Source organism: Sphingobacterium multivorum, from assembly GCF_900457465.1.
GTDB classification, from domain to species: domain Bacteria; phylum Bacteroidota; class Bacteroidia; order Sphingobacteriales; family Sphingobacteriaceae; genus Sphingobacterium; species Sphingobacterium multivorum.
Genome location: NZ_UAUU01000002.1, coordinates 470089 through 490621 on the forward strand (window position 1 = coordinate 470089; position 20533 = coordinate 490621).

Here is a 20533-nt window from a genome sequence, read left to right on the forward strand (position 1 = left end):
ATGAACTAGGTTGATTAAATATAATGAATAATTCTGGTATACAGGGATTAAAACATCTGTCAGCTATCGTCTCCCTTATCCGTAACATCATGTTACAATCTTTAATTTTCAGCCTTTACTTTTTGTAAAAAAGGAAGGATACAAAACTCATCAACAACAGATTAGCATAAAATTTACCTTCTACTGCTTTTCTTTTATTGAATATTTCTATTACAATCCTATATTTGCGCAGAAATTCACTTGGGGACATTGAATTTCATATTAACCGAAAGCAATTTTGCGATCATTTTCCAATAATACCAGGACAGCTTCTTGCTATTGAAGTCCTTCTTTGCTACCTATGTTTTCAGACCATGTAAAACACAAACAGAAGCTGAAAACTAAACATATATTGTAAAATATTCTGTACCTATCGTCAGGATATGGAATAGGATCTAAACTTGTTGTGGCCTCCATAGTAGTATATTAATAATAAAAATAAGATGGTCATCTTAATTGCAGAAGATAATGAGTTGATATTACGGACAGTTCAATACAAACTGATCAAGGCAGGTCATGAGGTTATCACTACCACCAATGGAAAAGATGCAATTGAAAAGCTCAATACAATGGATCTCGATTTGATCATTACCGACATTATGATGCCGTTTGCTTCAGGAATAAAAGTACTTTCTTCCATAAAAAAGCTCGAGAAAAAAATCCCCGTCATTGTACTTTCCAACATGGGACAAGAAGAAGTCGTCATTGAAGCTTTTGATCTTGGCGCTTCAGATTTTATGGTGAAGCCGTTTAGCCCGGAAGAACTCCTATTGCGGGTCAATCGAGTGACAAGCTACAATCGCAACTAAATCCTTCCCGGATAGCTGGCTCTAAAGGGCAGGGTAGCTGTCTTTATTGAAACACCGTTTCAATTGACTAAATCCATTTCTTCAATAATTTAAAAACCTTGTTCTTTTTAGCATAGGGTGGATAAATCAACGTAGAAACTGAAAATTTAGACTGAAACATGACAGCTCTTTCATGTGAAAATGCCTTAAAGCCAAACTGCCCATGACAGCTGCCCAAGCCACTGCCATTGACACCACCAAAAGGCAAATGAGGGTTGGAAACATGAATCAAAACGTCATTCACACAAGCACCTCCAGAGGCCACCTGTTGGAGGAAATATTGAATATTGGACTTGTTATTGCTAAATATATACAAAGCCAAAGGCTTTTCAGCACGATTAATCAGTGCTAGAGCCTCTTCTTGGTCTTCATAGGTTATTATAGGAAGTATGGGGCCAAATATTTCTTCCTGCATAATGCTGTTATCGGCCCTCACATCGATCAACAATGCAGGGCTTAATGTCAGATCATCGGCTAATTGTCCGCCTTCGCGCAGTTTTGCCCCACATGCTATTGCATTGGTGATTAATGAAACAAGACGACTAGCGTGCCTTTGATTAATGATCTTCGCGTAAACTGTTCGATCCAGCTGCCCATCCCCGGTGAAAAACATACTTTTAACCGCCTTTAGATAATAGTTTACAAACTCATCCTGCTTATCTTTAGGCAAAAGAACATAATCTGGCGCAATGCAGGTCTGCCCCGCATTGATCAATTTCCCCCAAGCAACTTTGTGGGCAGTCATTTCCAAATCTGCAGTCTCATCTAGTATAACGGGAGATTTTCCACCAAGTTCCAGGGTCACGGAACTGAGATTGCGGGAGGCAGCCTGCATAACCAGTTTGCCTACCGCCGGACTCCCGGTGAAGAAAATATGATCAAAAGGAAGCGCTAATAGTGCTTCGGAAACATGCTGTTCACCTTCAATACAGGCCAATTCCCGTTGGTCAAATCCTTTGGTCAAGATCTCCCCAATAACTGCCGATGTGAATGGGCTATGTTCTGAGGGCTTTAAAATCACACAATTACCCGCTGCAATAGCTGAAATCAAGGGGCTCATGGTGAGCTGAAATGGGTAGTTCCAAGGCGATATAATAAGCGCTGTACCCTTAGGCTGGTAGGTAATTGTGCTTTTAGCAAGAAAATTGGTCATTGAGCGACCAACCTTTCTAGGCTTCATCCATTTTCGTAAATGTCGTATTGCAAATGCTATTTCACCGTAAATAAACAATACTTCGCTTATGACGGCTTCACTTCGTGACTTCCGTAAATCTTTTTCGAGCGCCGCATAGATTAAATCCTCATGACTTTCAATAAGCGCCCTTAGCTTGTAGAGTTTCTTTATCCGTTCCTCTGCACTGCTAGACCGTAATTCATATTTAAAAAGCTGCTGCTGTTCAAATATTAAACCGATCTGATCGGTTGATGTCTCTTTGTTCATACCAATTGAAGATCAATATTATTATTTTTTTGACGGCATATTATCGATCCATTGACGAATCAGATCCACACCTTCTTGATGTATTATACTTCTGGCCAACTCCGGCATAGCTGTACCCGGTTCGACACTATTCATCCGATAAAGCAGAATTGAATGCTTGGCATCTCCTGGAACCACATCAAAATCCAAGCCACCTGCTCCACCTCCAGCTGAAACAGGAGCTTTACCAATACCAAGGTGTGAAGGAATTTTCACATCATAATCCAGGAAAAGCCCTGTATTATAAGCGTCTCCCCCTTTGGTGTGGCAATGCGCACAGTTCACATCTAAATAGGCTCTTGCCCGTTGTTCCAAACTGAATTTGTTTTCATCAGTCCATATGGGCAATTGCGGTACACTCTTTAGATTGGGCATATTGACCATCCGACCAAGAGAAACCCATTTGGCGAGTTGATTGATCGAATCGCCTAATCGCACAAAATTGAGGTTTCGGGCTTTTGGACCTATGGGCATCAGCTTGGAGCTATTGTTATGGCAGCGTTTGCAATCGTTGGTATTGGGTACCATGTAGTTTGTCGTATGCTTGTTGCCAGCATGATCGATCAATGTAATCGGTAGTTTAGCACCACGAATGTGTTTCATCGCATCAGTCTGCGCATCATTCCACAGATAATTCATCACTTTCCAGGCATGATCAGCTGGATCCTTCACCAGTAAGCGCGTCTCTATCAATACTTTTTGCTTTTGTTCATTGATGTAGGAGAAATTCTTTATAATAATTGTTGAGTCGGAAAAATCTAACGGACCATGTTCTGTATAGCCCATTTTCCCCCCTTTTGGCAATACAATAAAGCGGTCTTTAACGGCATAATCAGAAAATAGAGGTGTACTCAGATCGTAGCCCAAGATATCGGCTCTTGCGATTAATTGATTTAGTTTTCCAGTAAAAAAGCCGTATTCGGAAAGTCGTTCTTTAAATTCAAAAGAAACAACCCCATGGTCTGATGATTTCTTTTGTCCCTGCCGACAGCTCTGTTGCAGCACTAGCAGGATCACGCTCAATATTCCGGTACAGACGAGGGCAAATTTTGTTGGTTTCACGGTTAATTGCATTGAAAAGGTTGTACATTACTTGAGGGTTTCCACTTCGCTGGTTGACCTGCGTGACTAAAATCTGCGGCTACAAACATATTCTCACCCGGCTGATTGATACAGATGGAATCTGGGTTTTGAGTGCGACCATTCGTGATCACATTACTGGTGATACCATCATACAATATGGCTGGAATTCGCTTATTTTTTCGATCCGGCTCAACGCTATTTAACTGGGCTTCGGTAGCAATAATCAATTGACCGATACGATGCTCATATGCTGCTTGCGGGAATTTATCCCCCATCTTAATGGTGTTTCTATAAATTTTAACATGTGTGGGTATTGGAGAGTAATTTGCATTGATTCGTTCTCCAGCTTTTTCATCGACTGCAAAGCCTGAAGCGATCGTAATCGCAGAGGTATTGTTTTGTTCGATAACGTTATCGTAAATTTCAATATTTGATGTCGAGAGAATAATGATACCACTTCCCGGTGATGCATTCCCTACCCCCCAGAAAGTTCCGAAGCTCCCACCTTTGGCAAAATTTTTAAAATTATTAGCATAGATTTTATTGTGATACGCCTTTACTCTTCCACCCCGCTGTGAAAGTTCAGGCAGATCAAAAATCAGAAATCCGGCTGTATTTCCATAGAATTCATTATCATAAACTTCAGCATCTGTTGTATTTTCAATTTCACATCCAGCCACATTTTTCGTTGCCTTGCATTTACGCACAATAACACCTTTTGTCTGTCCCACATAAATACCGGCATCTGAAGCCCCTTCGGCATAACAATTCTCGACAAGCACATTCTTACAGAGCACAGGATAAATCCCATATCCACCACTCGTAGAATCGGCCGAGCTCCATATACTATGAAGGTTTGAAATGACAACGTCTTGACTATTGTTTATCTTCAACAGATCTCCTTTTGAATCACGAATGGTCATATTTCCAATCGTTAAACCTTTCACATCGGTAACCCGTATTCCCTCTCCCCCCTGTGTCTGACCGGAAAAATCAATAATTGTCTTATCATAGCCCTCACCTTCAATTTTAATATGATTTACTTGTGCGATACTCAAATTATCGAAGGAGTATTTCCCGGCTTTTAGCACGATGTTGGTGCTATCTTTAATGGAGAGGAAAGCTTCCTCAATAGCCTCTTCCTGTCCAGGAGTAAACGTTAGGACTTTGTAACTGTCTTTCGATTGGTCGGCACAACTGTACATCAAGAGAGCTGTGACCGCAATACCGATCAATTGTTTTAGATATCTTTTCATGGTCTGATTTATTTAATTTTGATTAGAAAATATTATAAGCATAAGTGACATAATATACTGCACCTATACGTGGATTAGCAATACCTGTAGAATAGTATTTGTTTGTGATATTGGTTCCGCCAATGCGAATTCCGGAACGAGCCTTAACAAACTTATAGCTCACTTGTGCATCGATCACCGCCGAGCTTGGCACTTGGCCTGCGGCAAGCCCCCCAGACACGACATAATAGTAGCCCGGTTTATAACGTAAGGAAGTACTAAACGACCAAACTTGTTTTTTTCCAAAGCCACTATTCGCGAATTCAAAATTAAAGTGATAGTGTGGTGTATTGAAGTTGTTAATTTGACTATTGTTTTTATTTTTTAGGTAGTCAGAATAATAATTGGCCTTGGTTACAAAATTCCGACCTAGATCCAAACTAAGACTCGCGGCGTATCCATAGGTATTTACGGTCTCTCCGCCATTAAAGGCGATATTATACTGCACATAGGTTGCATGATCTTTAAACGCATTGTAATCATTGCTTCCAGGAGTATTAGCAACATTGGCATAGCCAATAAAATTCTTCCAAGTTGAAAAATAGCCTAACACATCGATCATCACCCGCTTACCCAACATAGCTGCATAACCCAGTTCGAAAGCATTAACCGACTGCGGTTTAATATCATCAAATTTAAATTTCTGAAGTACGGTTGGATCGTTCGATTGCTGAAACTTCTGCACGCTTTCCAAGGTATAAGGAGGATAGCGGTCAAACTGATAATTATCGATCAACAGCAGCGATGAACCACCGGAGGAATAGCTATTATAACCATTTAAGGTATTTTGTAAAGCTTGTATATTGGAGGGGAAACTATACGCATTCTGATAAGAAAGGCGTAAATAATTCTGATGAAACAGATCAAACACCAGTGATGCCCGTGAAGTTAATTTTGGTTGAGCAAACAACGTATTTTTATCGTAACGGAATGAGGTAGCAATATTCAAGCGATCGTCCAATACTTTTTTGGCGAGTTGCAGGTATGCACTGTACTCTTTTACATGAATTGGCTTATCCTTATCTGGGAATAATGTATTTTTTGAATTTAGATTGTACAAACGCCAATTGACACCTGCAATCACCTGCATAAATTTCACGAGATCTGAAAAATTATATTGTGCTTCGGCATTGTATAATTTACTGCGGTCCAAGAACAGCGTTCCGCCCTGCGATATTGGTGTATTGCTGATACTGTCTTTCAGTCTATTGAACAGTGGTGTTCCGAGTTCTGCACGTCCTTGGTCGGCTAGCGTGCGCGCTGCTAAATGAGCGTCTGTGAGTGAAGTACCCGAAGCAAGTGCATTTAAGAGACCAGCAGTATATTCAGGATACCAGCCACCTGTTCCTCCATCGTAACTTGTTTTCCAAGATTCATTGATATATTGTGCTGTCGGCCCTGCAACCAGTGTTCTCCCTGAATTTTCCTGGGTTGTGTACGTTCTGAAAAACCATTTATCCCCACGAAGTTCCAGCCGATATTGCCCAACTTTAAATCCTTTCAGCTAATAACGCGTATCGTTGGTATACACAATATTACCTGTACCAAAAGTGGCTGAAGCTACGGCTTCAATATTTGTGGAAACCTTGTAACGGAATTCACCATTGATTTTAAAGAGCTTGGCTCTATTATCGAGATAGCCATATTCAGGATATCCAGTCCGGGCAACATAATTCGGATTTTTCAGTAAGGGTTCGATTAAGGGGGCCAATTCCGGATTTCCCTGCTGTGCACCTTCCAAAAAGGGATTGATATCGGTCGAAGTCGCTCCACCATACAGGTTAACTCCATTATAGTTTGGATCTGTCAGCGCTGTCCCCGGACCATTTTTGTTGGTTTCATCGTTGGCTACCCAATCTTTTGCCTGTGTATACTGGCCATTGAGCTTAAAAGCAATTTTATTCCCCATTTGTTTTGCGTAGCGGATAGCCCAATCATAGTAAGGTGACGTAGGCACCGGATCATTGTTTTTTTTAGGATTAATATGGTTTACACCTTGAGTTACCAGTACACTTAATCCTTGATATTTAAACGGATTTTTGCCTGTGGCCACCATCGTACCATTCAATCCTCTTGAACCATACAGGGCCGAAGATGCTCCAGACAGCACCTCTATATTATCGACATCAAGCTGGGTTAGCCCGATGACTGACCCGAGCGGAAAATTCAGACCGGGCGCCTGATTATCCATCCCGTCTACGATCTGCGTAAAGTTGGTATTCCCACTGGTATTAAATCCCCGCGTTGTAACACTGGTAAAACCAATACTGGATACGGTAACATCGACTCCCCTCAAACCTTGAAGCATATCCATGTAATTTAATTGTGCAACATTACGAATGTCTTTGCTGCTCATTTGCTCAATTGTTACTGGAGCGGATAGTTTACTCTGTACGGTTCTACTTGCAGAAACAACAACCTCCTGCCCCAAAATGGGGGACAAATTCAACGAAATACGCAAAGGCGATGACAGGTTATTCACCAAAACTTCTTTCGATTCATATCCAATAGCGGAAATATAGAGCGTAATGGGTAGTAGTTTGTTTGTTTTCAGCTGAAAACGCCCTCATCATCTGTAAAAGTACCTTCCTTTCCGTCTTTTACGTGGATCGAAACGGCATAGGCCGGCTCGGATGTCGAGCTATTACTGACCTGCCCATTGATGATCTGTTGTGCAGACAAGCTAAATGGCACACAGATACAGAGAATCTGGATTAATAAGGCAATTTTTTTCATGTTTATATTGGTTAGCGTATTATTATCGCTTCAATGCTTCACCTTACCCACCATGATTCTCCTAAATGGACAATCGAGAATTAGATTCTAAGTCCCCTAAAAATTAGGCCGACTAGAAATTTGGTATCCCGAAGACTTTGTGCATAGTCAATTTCGACCTGCCGCTTCAGTATTGCCTGTTGTTCTGTACTATGTTTTAATGCATTAGCAAAATTTATAAGTACAGAAGCTATATTTTCAGGATCTGTTAGATCCAATTTTTCATGTGCAATGGCTTGCGTAAGAAGCTTCGTAAGAAAAGCTTTCTCTTGCACCATCATGGCATCATATAGTTCAAAAAAACGAAGGTAAAATCTTATCAAGTGATTTGACAGACACCCTGTTCATATTGAGCACATTGGTATAATAGTTCAATCTCGATTCTAAATAAAAAGAAATCTGATTCTCCACGCCCTTCTTTTTCAATGTACTTTTTTGTAATGTATCGATAAAAGATTGTCCCTCTCGTATGGCTACTTCAATAAAAATATCCTCTTTGTTCTTGTAATAATAATAAAGAGACGTTTTGTTCAATCCCACAGTTTTAGCAATGTCTTCCAAGGTTGTTTTTTCCAATCCATAACGCTCGAAACATTCCATGGCCGCCTGTCCAATTCTTTCTTTGACCTGTTCCTTTTTGTTCATCTAAAATAAAATTGAAAAATATATTATGATGCAAAACCAACACTGTTAAAAGTCAGCCACATACAGACTTAACATGTTACTCCAAACATAGATAAATCGATTTTTAAATAAAAGAAGTATGCGATCTTATTCAGATAATTCGCTATAAAACTGTCTTTACTGTCAATTTTTAAAGGTTCAGTCTTCTTTTCATCAACATATCTCTCGTTTTTAGGTTTCGAGAGCATAAGATGGTAATTAAATTAACCCAACTGTTAATTTAGCTAATGTACGCTGTAAGAGTCCGATTAGACTGAGAAATTATCCTACTATATCCAACTAACCGACTCTTTCCAATGTATATTGGAAGACTTCTGCTATAAATACAAAATACTACCACACATCACGATTTGATGCCTTAAGGCTTTCCCGAGCGTAATTCGCTACTTCATCATTTTCGTCTCCGGTTTTTAAACGTACCTGCAGATTTTCTAGCCAGTCGGCTAATGCATCTAAAGCCGTTTCACCGTTTCCGAAAATGCCTTGATGCGGATCGGGCCCCAGTAAACACCAATACGATGTTTCTTCTTTAAAAACAACAGGACGTAGCTCACGAATTTCAAAAGGTAATTCTTCTGAATCAAAATCCAGTGGTACAATTTTATCTTCAGGTATTTTCATCTGTTCCATAACCCATTTCTATTTTTTTTAAATCTTCCTCTGGCCAGGTAAGCAGCTCCTTCAACAAAAATATTTTTGGTCCTCCATCTGCTGTATCATCAGCAAACTGTTGTAGAAATCCCTGTAGATCACCTTCAACTTTAATTAATTTTCCATCCTGAAGAACATCATATCCCGCTGCAATCCATTCTTCAATCTTTTCGGTATTGATTTGTAGTTTCTCCATTTTCCGTATTTTGTAGCATCTTACATGCTGTCTTATAACATCTAATAATAGTTCATCGATAAAAAATAGTCCAGCGCACTAACTATACCTTGAAAAAAAACAGACTTTCTGTGATTAGAACACACGCTAGCAAAAACGGTTGGCTTTATTTTTAGATTATGCACAAAAAAAGACATTAAAAAAGAAGCAGTTACAGATCATTTATTGTTTATCAAAATATTAAAAAAATCTTTGGCAAACTATTTGTTTGAACAGCGAAAGTTTTCTAATCGAAAACGCACAACTAATATTTTTTTAAATTATCATGAAAAAAGTAATTCTACCTTTTCTAACACTTTTTACACTACTATTTGCTGCTCATCAGCAAGCAAACGCACAAACTCCCTATCGGACAGCCATTGGTCTTGGAATAGACGTCGGCGATGGTCAAACGCTATTCGGTCCACAGATAAAACACAATTTTGGCGGAAATGACGCCGGAAATGCACAAGTATTATTTGGAGACAATATTACTGTTATCGGTGTGGATTATTCATACAATAAACGTATTCCTGGATCTCGAGGTCTTTCATGGTACATTGGTGTTGGTCCACAAGTTTCATTTATTGATTATGGTAAATGGCACGACGACTGGTATGATGACTACCACTGGAAAGATGGGAAAACACATACTGACTTTGCGATCCGTCCAGCCTTGGGTCTAGAGTTCAAAATACCTTCGGCACCATTAGCCATGCATTTCGACTGGAAACCTTGGTGGAATCTTTCTCATGGTTCTAATTTCGAACCATCGCGTTTTTCTTTAGGATTTAAATTCGTTTTGAAATAGTATAACGCGGATACAAATAACAAAAATCCTGCTCATCGTTCGTATGGCAGGATTTTTTGTTTCACAACTGCAATTTCACCATTTCATGAATGATTAGATTAGCCTAGAAATCAGTATAACATTATCCCTCAACCTGATATTCGATCGGTTGTCCGGTAGCGATCTCCCGTTCCAATATTTGTTCCGGAGAAAGATGTTCCAAAAACATAATCAGTGCCCTAAGGCTATTGCCATGCGCAACAACAAGTACATTTTTGCCTTCTTTCAGTTTAGGTGCTATAAAATGTTCATAATATGGAATAACACGTTCGTATGTATCTTTAAGACTTTCCCCTCCTGGTGGCGGAACATCAAAAGACCTACGCCAGATATGCACTTGTTCGGCACCATATTTTTTGGCCGTTTCAGCCTTATTCAAGCCCTCAAGTTGTCCGTAACCACGTTCATTCAAAGCAGCATTTATAACAATGGGGACGGAAGGATTGCCCATTTCATGTAAAATAATCTTTAATGTATGCTGTGCTCTCATAAGCGCTGAAGTATAAGCTATATCAATTCGTTCATTTGCCAAAGCCTTTCCCGCCTGCCGAGCTTCCTGTTGTCCCAATTCGGTAATATCAATATCTTGCCAACCCGTAAAGCGATTTTCCAAATTCCATTGCGATTGTCCATGCCGTACTAAAAAAAGTTTTGCCATTATTTATCCTAAGTTTTTTTAAAACTGTCGCCCACCACAGGGCCAACGCCATATATAATAACGATACATTCCATTTTGTTTTATTTATACTTTGAATGCTTTTCTAACCGTCTAAACTAAGTATCAAACTACAGCTATAGGCTACCACAGATTCCTTAGCTGAAAAACTACAAGCACATATTCGCCCTCATATTTGTGTATACTTACCGTTTGTATATGCGAATTGACAACTAATTGTACGGCAAAATCATCCTCACCCTTAAAACAAATAACTTAAACAGCTATAAATCAACAAAATAAATTAATCTAAATTATTTAACACTTTTTAATTCTACACAATGTAGAATATATTCTATATTTGTAGTATGAATAAATTATCAGCTACGGAAGAACAATTGATGGGCTACATTTGGGACATGAAAAAAGCTTTTATGAAAGATCTTATGGAAGCGTATTCTGAACCTAAACCGGCGCCAACAACTGTTGCTACATTATTGAAGAGAATGACTGAAAAGGGGGCGATATCTTATGTGCTTTATGGAAATTCGAGGGAGTATTATCCACTAATCGATAAAGACAACTATTACTTAGCACATGTAAATGATATTGTAGAAACCTACTTCGACAATTCAGCATTAAAATTTGCTTCTTTTTTCACTAAACAATCTCAGCTGAGCAAAGAGCAATTGGAGGAACTGAAAAATATAATTGATTCCGAAATTAAAAATAAAGAGACATGATGCTATATATTGGAAAACTGATAGCCTGCTCGGGTTTACTGTATCTCATTTATTGGTCAGTACTACGCAACCAGAAGTCGTTGCTATTCAACCGCTGTTATTTACTTGGGATTATCCCCTTATCTGTCATCATTCCAATGATCCAGATCGCTGTCCCATATGATGTTTTTAGCTTATTGAATGACAGAGACAGCGATGCAATCCCGGTCGGACCGATTATTACACAGCCCGCAACGGATTCAGCACTCTTCAATAATGATTATGTCGATTGGTACAACCTCGCTCTGCTAGTTTATGTAATTGTCGCCATTGCATTACTCTTGAAACAGATTTGGTTGTACCGCAAATTCCTGTATTATATCCGAAGTGCCACACCGACTCATGAACAGTCTATTTATTGCATACGTGGTTTAAAAACACCTTTTTCTTTTTTTCAAAAAATTTATGTTCCCAAAGAGGCCTATCAACAGGGCGATATTGATCAGTCAATTCTAACGCACGAACGGGCCCATGCCAATCAACGCCATTCAATGGATGTACTTTTTATACAGCTCTTGGCTATATTTTTTTGGTTCAATCCCTTTATTTATCTCATTCAAAAATCGATCCGACAAACACATGAATACCTTGCAGATGATGCAGTAGTCAAGATTCATGAAAAGTTAAGATACCAACATTTAATTATCGAGTGGAGCATGTCCACCCCTGATATAAACACATTACCGGCCAGTAATTTTAATTTCTTAACAACAAAAAAACGATTAATTATGTTACAAAAAAGAACGACCCGAAGTAAACTCTTGTTAATGCCTGGGCTTACTTTATTACTGACAGTAGCGATATCCACGTTGTTTTCAACACATGTGGAGGCACAGAAAACAACGCCGACTACGCCAAAAAAAGCCGCGACAGCCAACACTGCAATAACACCGCCTGCATCACGGCAATCGGAGGCTCCTAAAACTAGTGGAAGAATTCCTAAATCACCAACAAAAGAGATGGCTCCACCAATAAAATCCCAGCAGAGGTCTTCTTCTCAACAGGAAGGTAATGTACGTTTCCCGGAACCTCGGAAAAAACCTGCCCCACCTCAAAATTCCCCAAAAATAATCGATGAGGTACATGTGGAGCGAATCAAATTTGCGGAGCCTCGAAAAGAGTCTACACCATCAAAAAGAGTTTCACCGATAGCCGAAGAAGTGCAAGTAGCCCCTAAAATAGAGGAAGTATGGGTCGAAGATATTCAACCGCGTCAACCAAAGCGGATCAATCTTTCTGCCAATGCCAATGTCAGTTCAAATCAAGATCAAAAAGACATTCAAGTTAAGGAGGAAAAGCCTATACGGATTTCCCTAAAAGTGAAACCCGAAGTGGAAGTAAATACAGTGAATAAAAAATAGCGAGCGGAATTCTTCGAAATGCAATAAGAGGAATACAATTCCTCTTATTGTGATATATCCACTTCTCTCGACTACACACCTATAAACCAACATGTTGTTTAGATTATTGAGAATCTAATCCAGCAACTCTTCTTATGGATAGTGATATCCATCTAAAATCAAAAATCACCATTTTCCAAAATGTATATGGATTGGATCGTAGTAAAAAAAACGACAAATTCCACCATGATTTATTTTTAAAGCAATCGTTTGCGTAAAAAAATTGTATAAAAACCAAATAACAAATCGGTAACATTGTAGAAGAGTACCAACAGTATACTTGTAGTATTCATCTGCTATCATTAAGATAAGACTACTGCTATACGGTACGATATCCAATTATTAAATTCCGATCAGGAGGAATTTGGTTATAAATACAAGTTTAAATTATGGAGGCATGTAAAAATGATGAGTTGGCGTTACTGCACGCTCTTAAGTCAAGCAATCATAAGGCATTTGAGGTGCTCTACTACCGCTATAGCCCTAGACTTTACCGTCATATACTGAACTTAGTCAAAGTACCTACCTGTGCAGAAGAAATTCTTCAGGATGTATTTCAGAAATTATGGGAGAGGCGCGGTGGCATAGACACTGAAAAGTCCTTTCAGTCTTATCTATTCACTATTGCTAAACACCTCGTGTATGATTTCTTTCACAAGGAGATCAAAAATCGAAATCTAAAAGAATTGATTATTTCCATTTCAACATCAGACTATTCCCACATTGAAGAGGAATATGCATACAAAGAATCTAAAAAAATTGTCAATCAAGCTATTGAAAACTTATCTCCAAAACGCAAACTCATTTATACCTTATGCAAAATTGAAGGGAAAAGCTATGAGGAGGTCAGTAGCTCCTTAGGTATCTCCACTTCTACGATCAGTGATCATATCGTGAAGGCCACAAAACAGATTCAGAGTTTCTGTTTGAGCAAGGAAATTACACCGTCCCTGTTAATTGCTCTTATCAGTGCCGTGTTAAATCAAAAATAAAACACTCCCTGTTTTTATAGACAAACAGATCACCTCCATCAGTATTCAAACAGCCCATTTTAAAGCCTTTTAATTTTTTTACTTTTTTTTTAAAATTAGAGCAGAGGACAGGCTCCTATTTTCCGTATTATCTATAAATAGCCAATCAGTGAAAGATTCAAAACATATAAAATTATTATTTGAAAGATATCTCAATAACCGCGCTTCAAGAGAAGAGACGGCGGAGCTATTTCAATATTTTCAGGATACGAATAACAAGCAGGCGCTTGAACAGATGATCGAGAACCAACTTGAATCTCAAGATAAAGAAGAACTTATAGACAAGATGATTTTAGACCGTGTTTTTAGTAAAATTGATCTTGACGTCGAACCACAAAAAATCAAAAGCCCTACATGGTATAAGATTACAGGTGCGGCAGCTGCTATAATACTGGTTATCTCTATCTCTTATTTATTTCTTAACAGCAGCACATACAATGATCATACAGCTACTATCATCGAACCTGGTCGCGATAAAGCAACACTTGTGCTTTCTTCCGGTAAAACGATTGTACTGGAGGATGTTGCTAATGGAAAATTAACTGAAGAGCTCGGCACAACAATTGAAAAAACAGAAAATGGCGGAATTAATTATACGGTTGAGGGAAATACCGATGTACGCGTCGCCACGAATCTTTTGAATGTACCAAAGGGCGGACAATTTCAGATAACCCTTTCTGATGGCACAAAAGTTTGGTTAAACTCAAATTCCAGCCTCAAATATCCAAGCGCATTTTCAGCCTCTGAACGCCGGGTAGAACTGACGGGTGAAGCCTACTTTGAAGTCTCAAAAAATAAACAAAAACCATTTATTGTCGAAACTTCACTTCAAAAGGTCGAAGTTTTAGGGACTAAATTCAATATCAATGCCTACGATGACGAATCTTCCACACAGACATCCCTTGCAGAAGGATCCGTAAGAGTGAGTTGCAAAAACAATACAACCTTACTAAAACCAGGCCAACAATCTACTTTAACAGATCAAAATATCGCAGTAAGATCAGTAAACCTGGATCAAGTATTAGATTGGAAAAATGGTGATTTCAATTTTTCGAATAATAATTTAAAGGAAATCATGCGTAAAATTTCGCGCTGGTATAACATTGAAGTAATTTTTGAAGGTCCTATTTCACAGGAAACCTACTTCGCTCAAATTTCTAGAAAAAAACGATTAAACGATGTACTAAGAGCACTTCAGCTTTCCGGTTCCATCAAGTATAGTATACGAAACAATAAGCTGTACATATCGCAATAACTATAACACACATTAATAACCACAGATTATGAAAGAAGCCAGCCCAGCCTAAACATTTCTTCCAAAAAAAATAGCCGAAAATGCCTGCCAGCACTCTCGACTAATTTTTTACTTGGAAAACAAGAATTCATTTCAACATCAAACCAGTTAACCAATTTATAAATATATGCATTATTATTTATGTAGTAAGTATTGTATTGTCTTTTTTATTAAAGCTATGCGATACATCGGATCATTATGCAACACATCTACAAAAGTTGTGATCCTCTTAACAGCATTTATCTTTTTCACACATGTGTCCTCTGCTCAAAATGTTACCCTTAAACACAAGCAGATTACATTGTCCGAAGCATTTCAAGAGATCAGAAAACAGACAAACGTCGATTTTATCATTAAGACCAGCCAACTCGACAAAGTAAGGCCTATTCAAAATATAGATATCCAGAATAAGCCACTGAAACAGGCCCTTGAAAAGTTATTGGAACATCAGCCTTTGGTCTTTACAATCGACAATGGCATTATTGTGATTTCGGACCGAGAAAAAAAAACGCCCCTCGCCCCCGTCGTTCAAAAAAACGGTAAGGTTGAGATCGTGGGCACGGTGAAAAATGACGGAAACAATCTTTATGGTGTTAGTGTCAAAGTTAAAGATAGCCCGTCAATCGGGACAACAACAGATGGCAACGGAAGATACATTCTTGTGGTTCCCACAAATTCAACACTAATATTCTCCTATGTCGGTTATGCCAATCAGGAAATTGCCATTGCCGACAAACGTCGTATTGATGTGCAGCTAACTCCCGATCAGAGCTTAAGTGAAGTTGTTGTTGTCGGTTACGGAACACAGAAAAAAACCAGTGTTGTGGGCGCATTGGAATCTGTAAAACCGGAAACCTTACGCATCCCCACTGCCAACCTTTCCAATGCATTGGGCGGAAGACTTTCGGGTGTAATCGCGGTACAACGTTCGGGCGAACCTGGTGCAGATGGGGCTAGCTTTTTCATTCGCGGTGTATCGACATTTAGCGGAGCTACCAATCCCCTGATCTTATTGGATGGTGTAGCAATCTCTAAAGGTGACTTGGACGCATTGGCACCAGAAGTTATCGAAAGCTTCTCCGTCCTTAAAGATGCTACTGCCACCGCTGTGTTTGGTACTAGGGGAGCAAACGGCGTGCTAATTATCACCACCAAAACAGGTAAAGACCTCAATAAACCTCGTATTTCAGCGCGTGCACAATCACAAATCTCAAGACCTACTTCCATCCCAAAATTTGTTGATGGTGTAAGTTATATGGAGATGTTCAATGAGGCAGTTACAGGTCGCGGTACAGGTGAAATTTTATATTCCCAAGATAAAATAAACGGCACAAGATTAGGCTTGGATCCCTATGTATATCCTAACGTTGACTGGTATAATGAAATGTTTAAGTCCCATACCATCAACAACGAGCTCAATCTAAATGTGCAAGGTGGTGGCAGCAAAATAGGTTATTTTCTCAGTGCAACCGGCAACATTAGCAACGGTTTATTGCGCAAATTTGACCTCAACTCTTTTGACAATAATGTCTCTGTCAAACGTTATAGCTTTCAGAACAATATCAATGTCAACCTTACTTCAACTACCAAAATAGCGTTAAAGCTCAATGCACAACTTCGTGATTACTATGGGGCTGGTGTGGATGCTCCAAGCGTGTTTGGCGACATTATGAATGCTAATCCCGTGGACTTCCCTATTATGTTTCCATTTACCGGTATTGACAGAAGAGACGTTCAATACGGAGGAAAAGCTGGTGGTACAGTCAACAATGGATTTGTCAATCCCTTTGCCCGCATGGTCAATGGCTATCAAAATGGTTTCCAGAGTACCCTATTGACTACCATTGACGGTGCTCAAAAACTTGATTTCATTACAAAAGGGCTAGAATTTAAAGCCTTGGTTTCCTTTAAAAACTGGAGCAACACGACAACAAAAAGAACCAGTGGTTACAATCAATACATGATTAACAGTTATGCTCCCGATCCTGCAGGTGGATATAACTATGATCTAGTCATGGTGGGGCAGCCACAAAATCTTTCCCTGGGAACCGAAACGGGTACTAGCGGTGATCGCGAAATCTATTTTCAGCCTTCCATCGAATACAACAGAACATTCGGCAATCACACCGTATCGGGATTATTTCTTTACAATACTACCGATTTTAATGTCAATAATCCAGCTGATCTAATCAGCTCGCTACCACGTAGACGCGAGGGTATTACTGGACGTGCAACTTATGGCTTCGCCAATAAATATCTTGCCGAAGTCAACTTTGGCTACAATGGTTCCGAAAACTTTGCCACTGGGAGTCGCTTTGGTTTCTTCCCTTCCGTTGGTTTGGGCTATGTACTCAGTAATGAAAAGTTTTTTACCGATTTATTTCCTGCTGTCAGTAATTTAAAAATTAGAGGTAGCTGGGGTAAAGTTGGTAATGATCAGATTGGCGGCGGACGTTTCCCTTATCTTTCAGACCTCAAATTGGATGGAGCATCGTTTACAACCGGTATCGATCAGAATACAACTTATACAGGCCCTACATACCTACAATTTGCAAACCCATTGATTTCATGGGAAGTTGCAGAGAAGAAAAATATTGGTGTGGACCTGGGTATTCTTAACAATAAGTTTAATATTGTGTTCGACCTATACCAGGAAGATAGAACCAATATCTTCGTTGACCGTTCGGCAACAATCCCTAACGTATTTGGTACTGCAGGAACGAAAGTGTATGGCAATGTTGGTGAGGTAAGAAATAGGGGATTTGATTTCTCCCTAGAATGGAATAAAAGCGAAAAAGATTGGGGAATATCGATGCGTGGAACCTTTACTTATGCACATAATACCGTTCTGAAAAATAATGAACCGGCCTTTACCAAATACCGCAACCTATCTCAAATCGGGTATTCCATTGGCACAAACCTAGGCTATCTTGCCGAACGGTTATTTATTGATCAGGCCGAAATAGACAACAGTCCATTACAACAGCTAGGCGGTTTTGTAGCTCCTGGAGACATCAAATATAAAGATCTAACCAATGATATCGATGGTCTAAATCTGATCAATAGCGATGATAGAGTTCGCATGGGTTATCCAACAACACCTGAAATCGTCTATGGTTTGAGCACTTCTATCAATTACAAAAAGTTTGATTTTTCCTTTTTATTACAGGGAGTTGATAGAACTTCTTTTATGATCAGTGGTTTTCATCCATTTGGAAATCAAGGTGTGCGCAATGTATTGCAGTTTATTGCCGAGGACCGCTGGAGTCCTGAAAACCCTAACATATTTGCTGCTTACCCACGGCTGAGCAAATTGGACAATCTCAACAATACCGAAGCTTCTTCTTATTGGCTGAGAAATGGGGCATTCCTAAAACTCAGAAGTGCTGAGATTGGATATTCACACAAATTTGCACGCATTTTTCTAAGTGGTTATAATCTATTGACCTTCTCCAAGTTCAAACTTTGGGATCCTGAACAAGGTGGAGGCAATGGTTTGGGATATCCGACACAGCAAGTATTCAATCTCGGAGTCCAACTTCGTTTCAATTAGAACAACTTCGAGATTAAAACTATCAGTAGAATTTTAAAATGATTTATCAGATGAAAAGAAAATATATAGGCTACTTTGCATTATTTGCATGCGCGACTTTTTTGACCACCACTTCCTGCAGCAAATTCTTGGATATCGTCCCAGATGAGCGTCCTTCCGAAGCAGATGCCTTTCGTGATCCAAATTCAGCCAAAGGTTATTTGTACTCCTGCTATGCGTGGATTCCGAATTCACGGGTAGGGACCTCTTCCATTGATTTGATGACTTCTGACGAGGTAACGACTGCTTTTGAACATGAAACCTTCGCCCGATTTCCCCGTGGGCAATATACGGCCTCAAGTCCTGTCATTTCCTACTGGGATAACCTTTACAAAGGAATAAGACAATGCTATATCTTAATTCGCAATGTAGATAAAGTCCCTGGGATAGATCCACAGGAGGCGGCACAATATAAAGCTGAAGCCAATTTCCTGATCGGCTTTTATCATTTCTTACTGGTCCGGATGTACGGTCCAGTCGTTATTGCAGACCAAGAGTTTGACGTCAATGCCCCTTCTTCAGCGTATCCCAAACGTTCGACTTATGATGCCTGCGTTGATTTTATTATCAAAAAGCTGGATGAGACAGCTGGACAGTTACCTGCTCTTCGTGCTGCGGATGAGTGGGGTCGTGCTTCCTCGGTTATTGCCAAAGCGCTAAAGGCTAGGGTATTGCTTTATGCAGCATCACCGCTCTTTAATGGCGGTGGAGGTGATAAACAGAGCTTCTATGCCAATTTCAAAAATTTGGATGGCACAGCATTGATCAGTACTACCTTCGACAAAGAAAAATGGCGCCGTGCAGCCCTAGCGGCTAAAGAAGCCATTGATGCAGCTGAACAAAGTGGGGCTTCACTGTATAAAAACAGCACCTACAATACCGTACTACCAGCTAATCCTATTGAAAAGGACTTACGCCTTACTTTTATTGACAAAGCCAATACCAAAGAAGTGATTTGGGCGGAAACACGTCGGGAAGGTCTCTACGATTTTCAAAATAAATCTACTCCCTTTCTTAGCGGCGCACAAGGTGAGTCGTATAACGGTGTATCCCCGACCCTCACTCTGATCGAATCGTTTTATAGTAAAAATGGTTTACCGATTGACAAAGACCCTAATTATGATTATAATGGACGATACGCTGTAACAAGTACACCCAATGGCAATACATTATCGTTAAATCTAAACAGAGAACCGCGCTTCAATGCTTGGATTGCATATCACAACAGCTACTATGAAGTGGTTAGAGGGAGTGCCAATCAAATCCTTGTTCAGTTTAGGAAAAATGACAATTGCGGTATCCAAGGACGGTCTAATAACTACTCACCAACAGGATATCTCAACAAAAAAGGTATTGCACCTGAATTGAACCAAAGCAGATTGCAGGTCTCCGTCAATTATCCATGGCCTGTGATACGTCTAGCAGAATTGTACCTGAACTACGCGGAGGCGCTGATCGAATACGGTCAGGATCTGAATACGGCCAAACAATATATTGACCGCGTTCGGGTCCGTGCGGGCATCCCAACAATTGATGTCGCATGGGCTCCAATTGGCGGGGCAACGAATCAGGCAACACTACGTTCCATCGTCAGACAAGAACGTACTATTGAACTTTACTTGGAAGGCCATCGCTTCTGGGATTTAAGACGTTGGATGATCGCCGATCAATACCTCAACCAACAGGCGAAAGGAATGAATATACAAGGAGCTACCGATACAGAATTTTTCAAAATAACAACGGTCGTTTTTCCACGTAGTTTTAGTCAGCGTAATTATTTAATGCCTATACCACAGGAAGAGATCAATAAAAACGAGGAATTGGTACAAAATCCCGGTTATTAATTAATTTAATGAATTG

The 20533-nt window shown here is 39.6% G+C and carries 19 protein-coding genes; 8 read left to right on the plus strand and 11 right to left on the minus strand.

All coding sequences use genetic code 11. The annotated features are described in order from the left end of the window. The first annotated feature begins 482 nt into the window (after positions 1-482). Positions 483-848: a response regulator transcription factor gene (locus DTA23_RS02160; RefSeq protein ID WP_112373697.1), complete on the plus strand. Its 366-nt coding sequence runs from the start codon at positions 483-485 to the stop codon at positions 846-848. 67 nt (positions 849-915) lie between these two features. Here DTA23_RS02160 and DTA23_RS02165 read toward each other — a convergent pair whose 3' ends face one another. The 10 genes from DTA23_RS02165 to DTA23_RS02215 form a co-directional block, all read right to left on the minus strand. Continuing rightward, positions 916-2328, minus strand: a complete 1413-nt coding sequence (locus DTA23_RS02165) for an aldehyde dehydrogenase family protein (protein ID WP_112373698.1) — start codon at positions 2326-2328, stop codon at positions 916-918. A 21-nt stretch (positions 2329-2349) separates the two neighbouring features. Beyond that, on the minus strand, positions 2350-3429 hold the full coding sequence (locus DTA23_RS02170; protein WP_172462296.1) for an SO2930 family diheme c-type cytochrome: 1080 nt from the start codon (positions 3427-3429) through the stop codon (positions 2350-2352). Positions 3430-3431: 2 nt separating this feature from the next. Continuing rightward, on the minus strand, positions 3432-4706 hold the full coding sequence (locus DTA23_RS02175; protein WP_112373700.1) for a parallel beta-helix domain-containing protein: 1275 nt from the start codon (positions 4704-4706) through the stop codon (positions 3432-3434). A 22-nt stretch (positions 4707-4728) separates the two neighbouring features. Continuing rightward, on the minus strand, positions 4729-6249 hold the full coding sequence (locus tag DTA23_RS02180) for a TonB-dependent receptor domain-containing protein (RefSeq protein ID WP_370445056.1): 1521 nt from the start codon (positions 6247-6249) through the stop codon (positions 4729-4731). Continuing rightward, positions 6250-7227 (minus strand): TonB-dependent receptor, encoded by a 978-nt coding sequence (locus DTA23_RS02190; RefSeq protein ID WP_112373703.1) that lies wholly within the window; start codon positions 7225-7227, stop codon positions 6250-6252. A 68-nt stretch (positions 7228-7295) separates the two neighbouring features. Further along, on the minus strand, positions 7296-7481 hold the full coding sequence (locus DTA23_RS02195; protein WP_112373704.1) for a peptidase associated/transthyretin-like domain-containing protein: 186 nt from the start codon (positions 7479-7481) through the stop codon (positions 7296-7298). Positions 7482-7561: 80 nt separating this feature from the next. Next, positions 7562-7801: a hypothetical protein gene (locus DTA23_RS02200; RefSeq protein ID WP_112373705.1), complete on the minus strand. Its 240-nt coding sequence runs from the start codon at positions 7799-7801 to the stop codon at positions 7562-7564. 13 nt (positions 7802-7814) lie between these two features. Next, positions 7815-8165, minus strand: coding sequence for a TetR/AcrR family transcriptional regulator (locus DTA23_RS02205; RefSeq protein ID WP_112373706.1), 351 nt, complete (start codon positions 8163-8165; stop codon positions 7815-7817). A gap of 372 nt (positions 8166-8537) precedes the next feature. Next, on the minus strand, positions 8538-8834 hold the full coding sequence (locus DTA23_RS02210; protein ID WP_112373707.1) for a hypothetical protein: 297 nt from the start codon (positions 8832-8834) through the stop codon (positions 8538-8540). Next, a complete protein-coding gene (locus DTA23_RS02215; RefSeq protein WP_112373708.1) occupies positions 8812-9051 on the minus strand; it encodes a hypothetical protein in 240 nt (79 codons plus the stop codon). The genes DTA23_RS02210 and DTA23_RS02215 overlap by 23 nt, the downstream gene beginning before the upstream one ends. Before the next feature lie 304 nt (positions 9052-9355). Between DTA23_RS02215 and DTA23_RS02220 the strand changes: the two genes are divergently transcribed. Further along, entirely contained in the window at positions 9356-9880 is a 525-nt protein-coding gene (locus DTA23_RS02220) for a hypothetical protein (RefSeq protein WP_046671657.1), read from the plus strand. A gap of 121 nt (positions 9881-10001) precedes the next feature. Here the strand turns inward: DTA23_RS02220 and DTA23_RS02225 are convergent, their stop codons facing one another. Next, positions 10002-10577: a 2,3-bisphosphoglycerate-dependent phosphoglycerate mutase gene (locus DTA23_RS02225; RefSeq protein WP_112373709.1), complete on the minus strand. Its 576-nt coding sequence runs from the start codon at positions 10575-10577 to the stop codon at positions 10002-10004. 365 nt (positions 10578-10942) lie between these two features. Between DTA23_RS02225 and DTA23_RS02230 the strand changes: the two genes are divergently transcribed. From DTA23_RS02230 to DTA23_RS02255, 6 genes are all read left to right on the plus strand, one after another. Further along, positions 10943-11317, plus strand: coding sequence for a BlaI/MecI/CopY family transcriptional regulator (locus DTA23_RS02230; RefSeq protein ID WP_112373710.1), 375 nt, complete (start codon positions 10943-10945; stop codon positions 11315-11317). Next, on the plus strand, positions 11314-12717 hold the full coding sequence (locus tag DTA23_RS02235) for a M56 family metallopeptidase (RefSeq protein WP_112373711.1): 1404 nt from the start codon (positions 11314-11316) through the stop codon (positions 12715-12717). Before DTA23_RS02230 ends, DTA23_RS02235 begins: the two co-directional genes overlap by 4 nt. 428 nt (positions 12718-13145) lie before the next feature. Beyond that, complete coding sequence (locus DTA23_RS02240; RefSeq protein WP_112373712.1) at positions 13146-13748, plus strand: RNA polymerase sigma factor; 603 nt, start codon at positions 13146-13148, stop codon at positions 13746-13748. A 148-nt stretch (positions 13749-13896) separates the two neighbouring features. After that, complete coding sequence (locus DTA23_RS02245; protein WP_112373713.1) at positions 13897-15042, plus strand: FecR family protein; 1146 nt, start codon at positions 13897-13899, stop codon at positions 15040-15042. A 259-nt stretch (positions 15043-15301) separates the two neighbouring features. After that, on the plus strand, positions 15302-18634 hold the full coding sequence (locus DTA23_RS02250; protein ID WP_172462297.1) for a TonB-dependent receptor: 3333 nt from the start codon (positions 15302-15304) through the stop codon (positions 18632-18634). 50 nt (positions 18635-18684) lie between these two features. Next, positions 18685-20517, plus strand: a complete 1833-nt coding sequence (locus DTA23_RS02255; RefSeq protein WP_112374045.1) for a RagB/SusD family nutrient uptake outer membrane protein — start codon at positions 18685-18687, stop codon at positions 20515-20517. Positions 20518-20533 lie beyond the last annotated feature (16 nt).

What these genes read in the sequence shown, in the direction of transcription:
- DTA23_RS02210 (WP_112373707.1), bottom strand. Translation starts at nt 8,834, where the DNA reads ATGGAACAGATGAAAATACCTGAAGATAAAATTGTACCACTGGATTTT.
- DTA23_RS02215 (WP_112373708.1), bottom strand. Translation starts at nt 9,051, where the DNA reads ATGGAGAAACTACAAATCAATACCGAAAAGATTGAAGAATGGATTGCA.
- DTA23_RS02200 (WP_112373705.1), bottom strand. Translation starts at nt 7,801, where the DNA reads ATGATGGTGCAAGAGAAAGCTTTTCTTACGAAGCTTCTTACGCAAGCC.
- DTA23_RS02165 (WP_112373698.1), bottom strand. Translation starts at nt 2,328, where the DNA reads ATGAACAAAGAGACATCAACCGATCAGATCGGTTTAATATTTGAACAG.
- DTA23_RS02195 (WP_112373704.1), bottom strand. Translation starts at nt 7,481, where the DNA reads ATGAAAAAAATTGCCTTATTAATCCAGATTCTCTGTATCTGTGTGCCA.
- DTA23_RS02225 (WP_112373709.1), bottom strand. Translation starts at nt 10,577, where the DNA reads ATGGCAAAACTTTTTTTAGTACGGCATGGACAATCGCAATGGAATTTG.
- DTA23_RS02175 (WP_112373700.1), bottom strand. Translation starts at nt 4,706, where the DNA reads ATGAAAAGATATCTAAAACAATTGATCGGTATTGCGGTCACAGCTCTC.
- DTA23_RS02220 (WP_046671657.1), top strand. Translation starts at nt 9,356, where the DNA reads ATGAAAAAAGTAATTCTACCTTTTCTAACACTTTTTACACTACTATTT.
- DTA23_RS02235 (WP_112373711.1), top strand. Translation starts at nt 11,314, where the DNA reads ATGATGCTATATATTGGAAAACTGATAGCCTGCTCGGGTTTACTGTAT.
- DTA23_RS02255 (WP_112374045.1), top strand. Translation starts at nt 18,685, where the DNA reads ATGAAAAGAAAATATATAGGCTACTTTGCATTATTTGCATGCGCGACT.
- DTA23_RS02240 (WP_112373712.1), top strand. Translation starts at nt 13,146, where the DNA reads ATGGAGGCATGTAAAAATGATGAGTTGGCGTTACTGCACGCTCTTAAG.
- DTA23_RS02205 (WP_112373706.1), bottom strand. Translation starts at nt 8,165, where the DNA reads ATGAACAAAAAGGAACAGGTCAAAGAAAGAATTGGACAGGCGGCCATG.
- DTA23_RS02230 (WP_112373710.1), top strand. Translation starts at nt 10,943, where the DNA reads ATGAATAAATTATCAGCTACGGAAGAACAATTGATGGGCTACATTTGG.
- DTA23_RS02160 (WP_112373697.1), top strand. Translation starts at nt 483, where the DNA reads ATGGTCATCTTAATTGCAGAAGATAATGAGTTGATATTACGGACAGTT.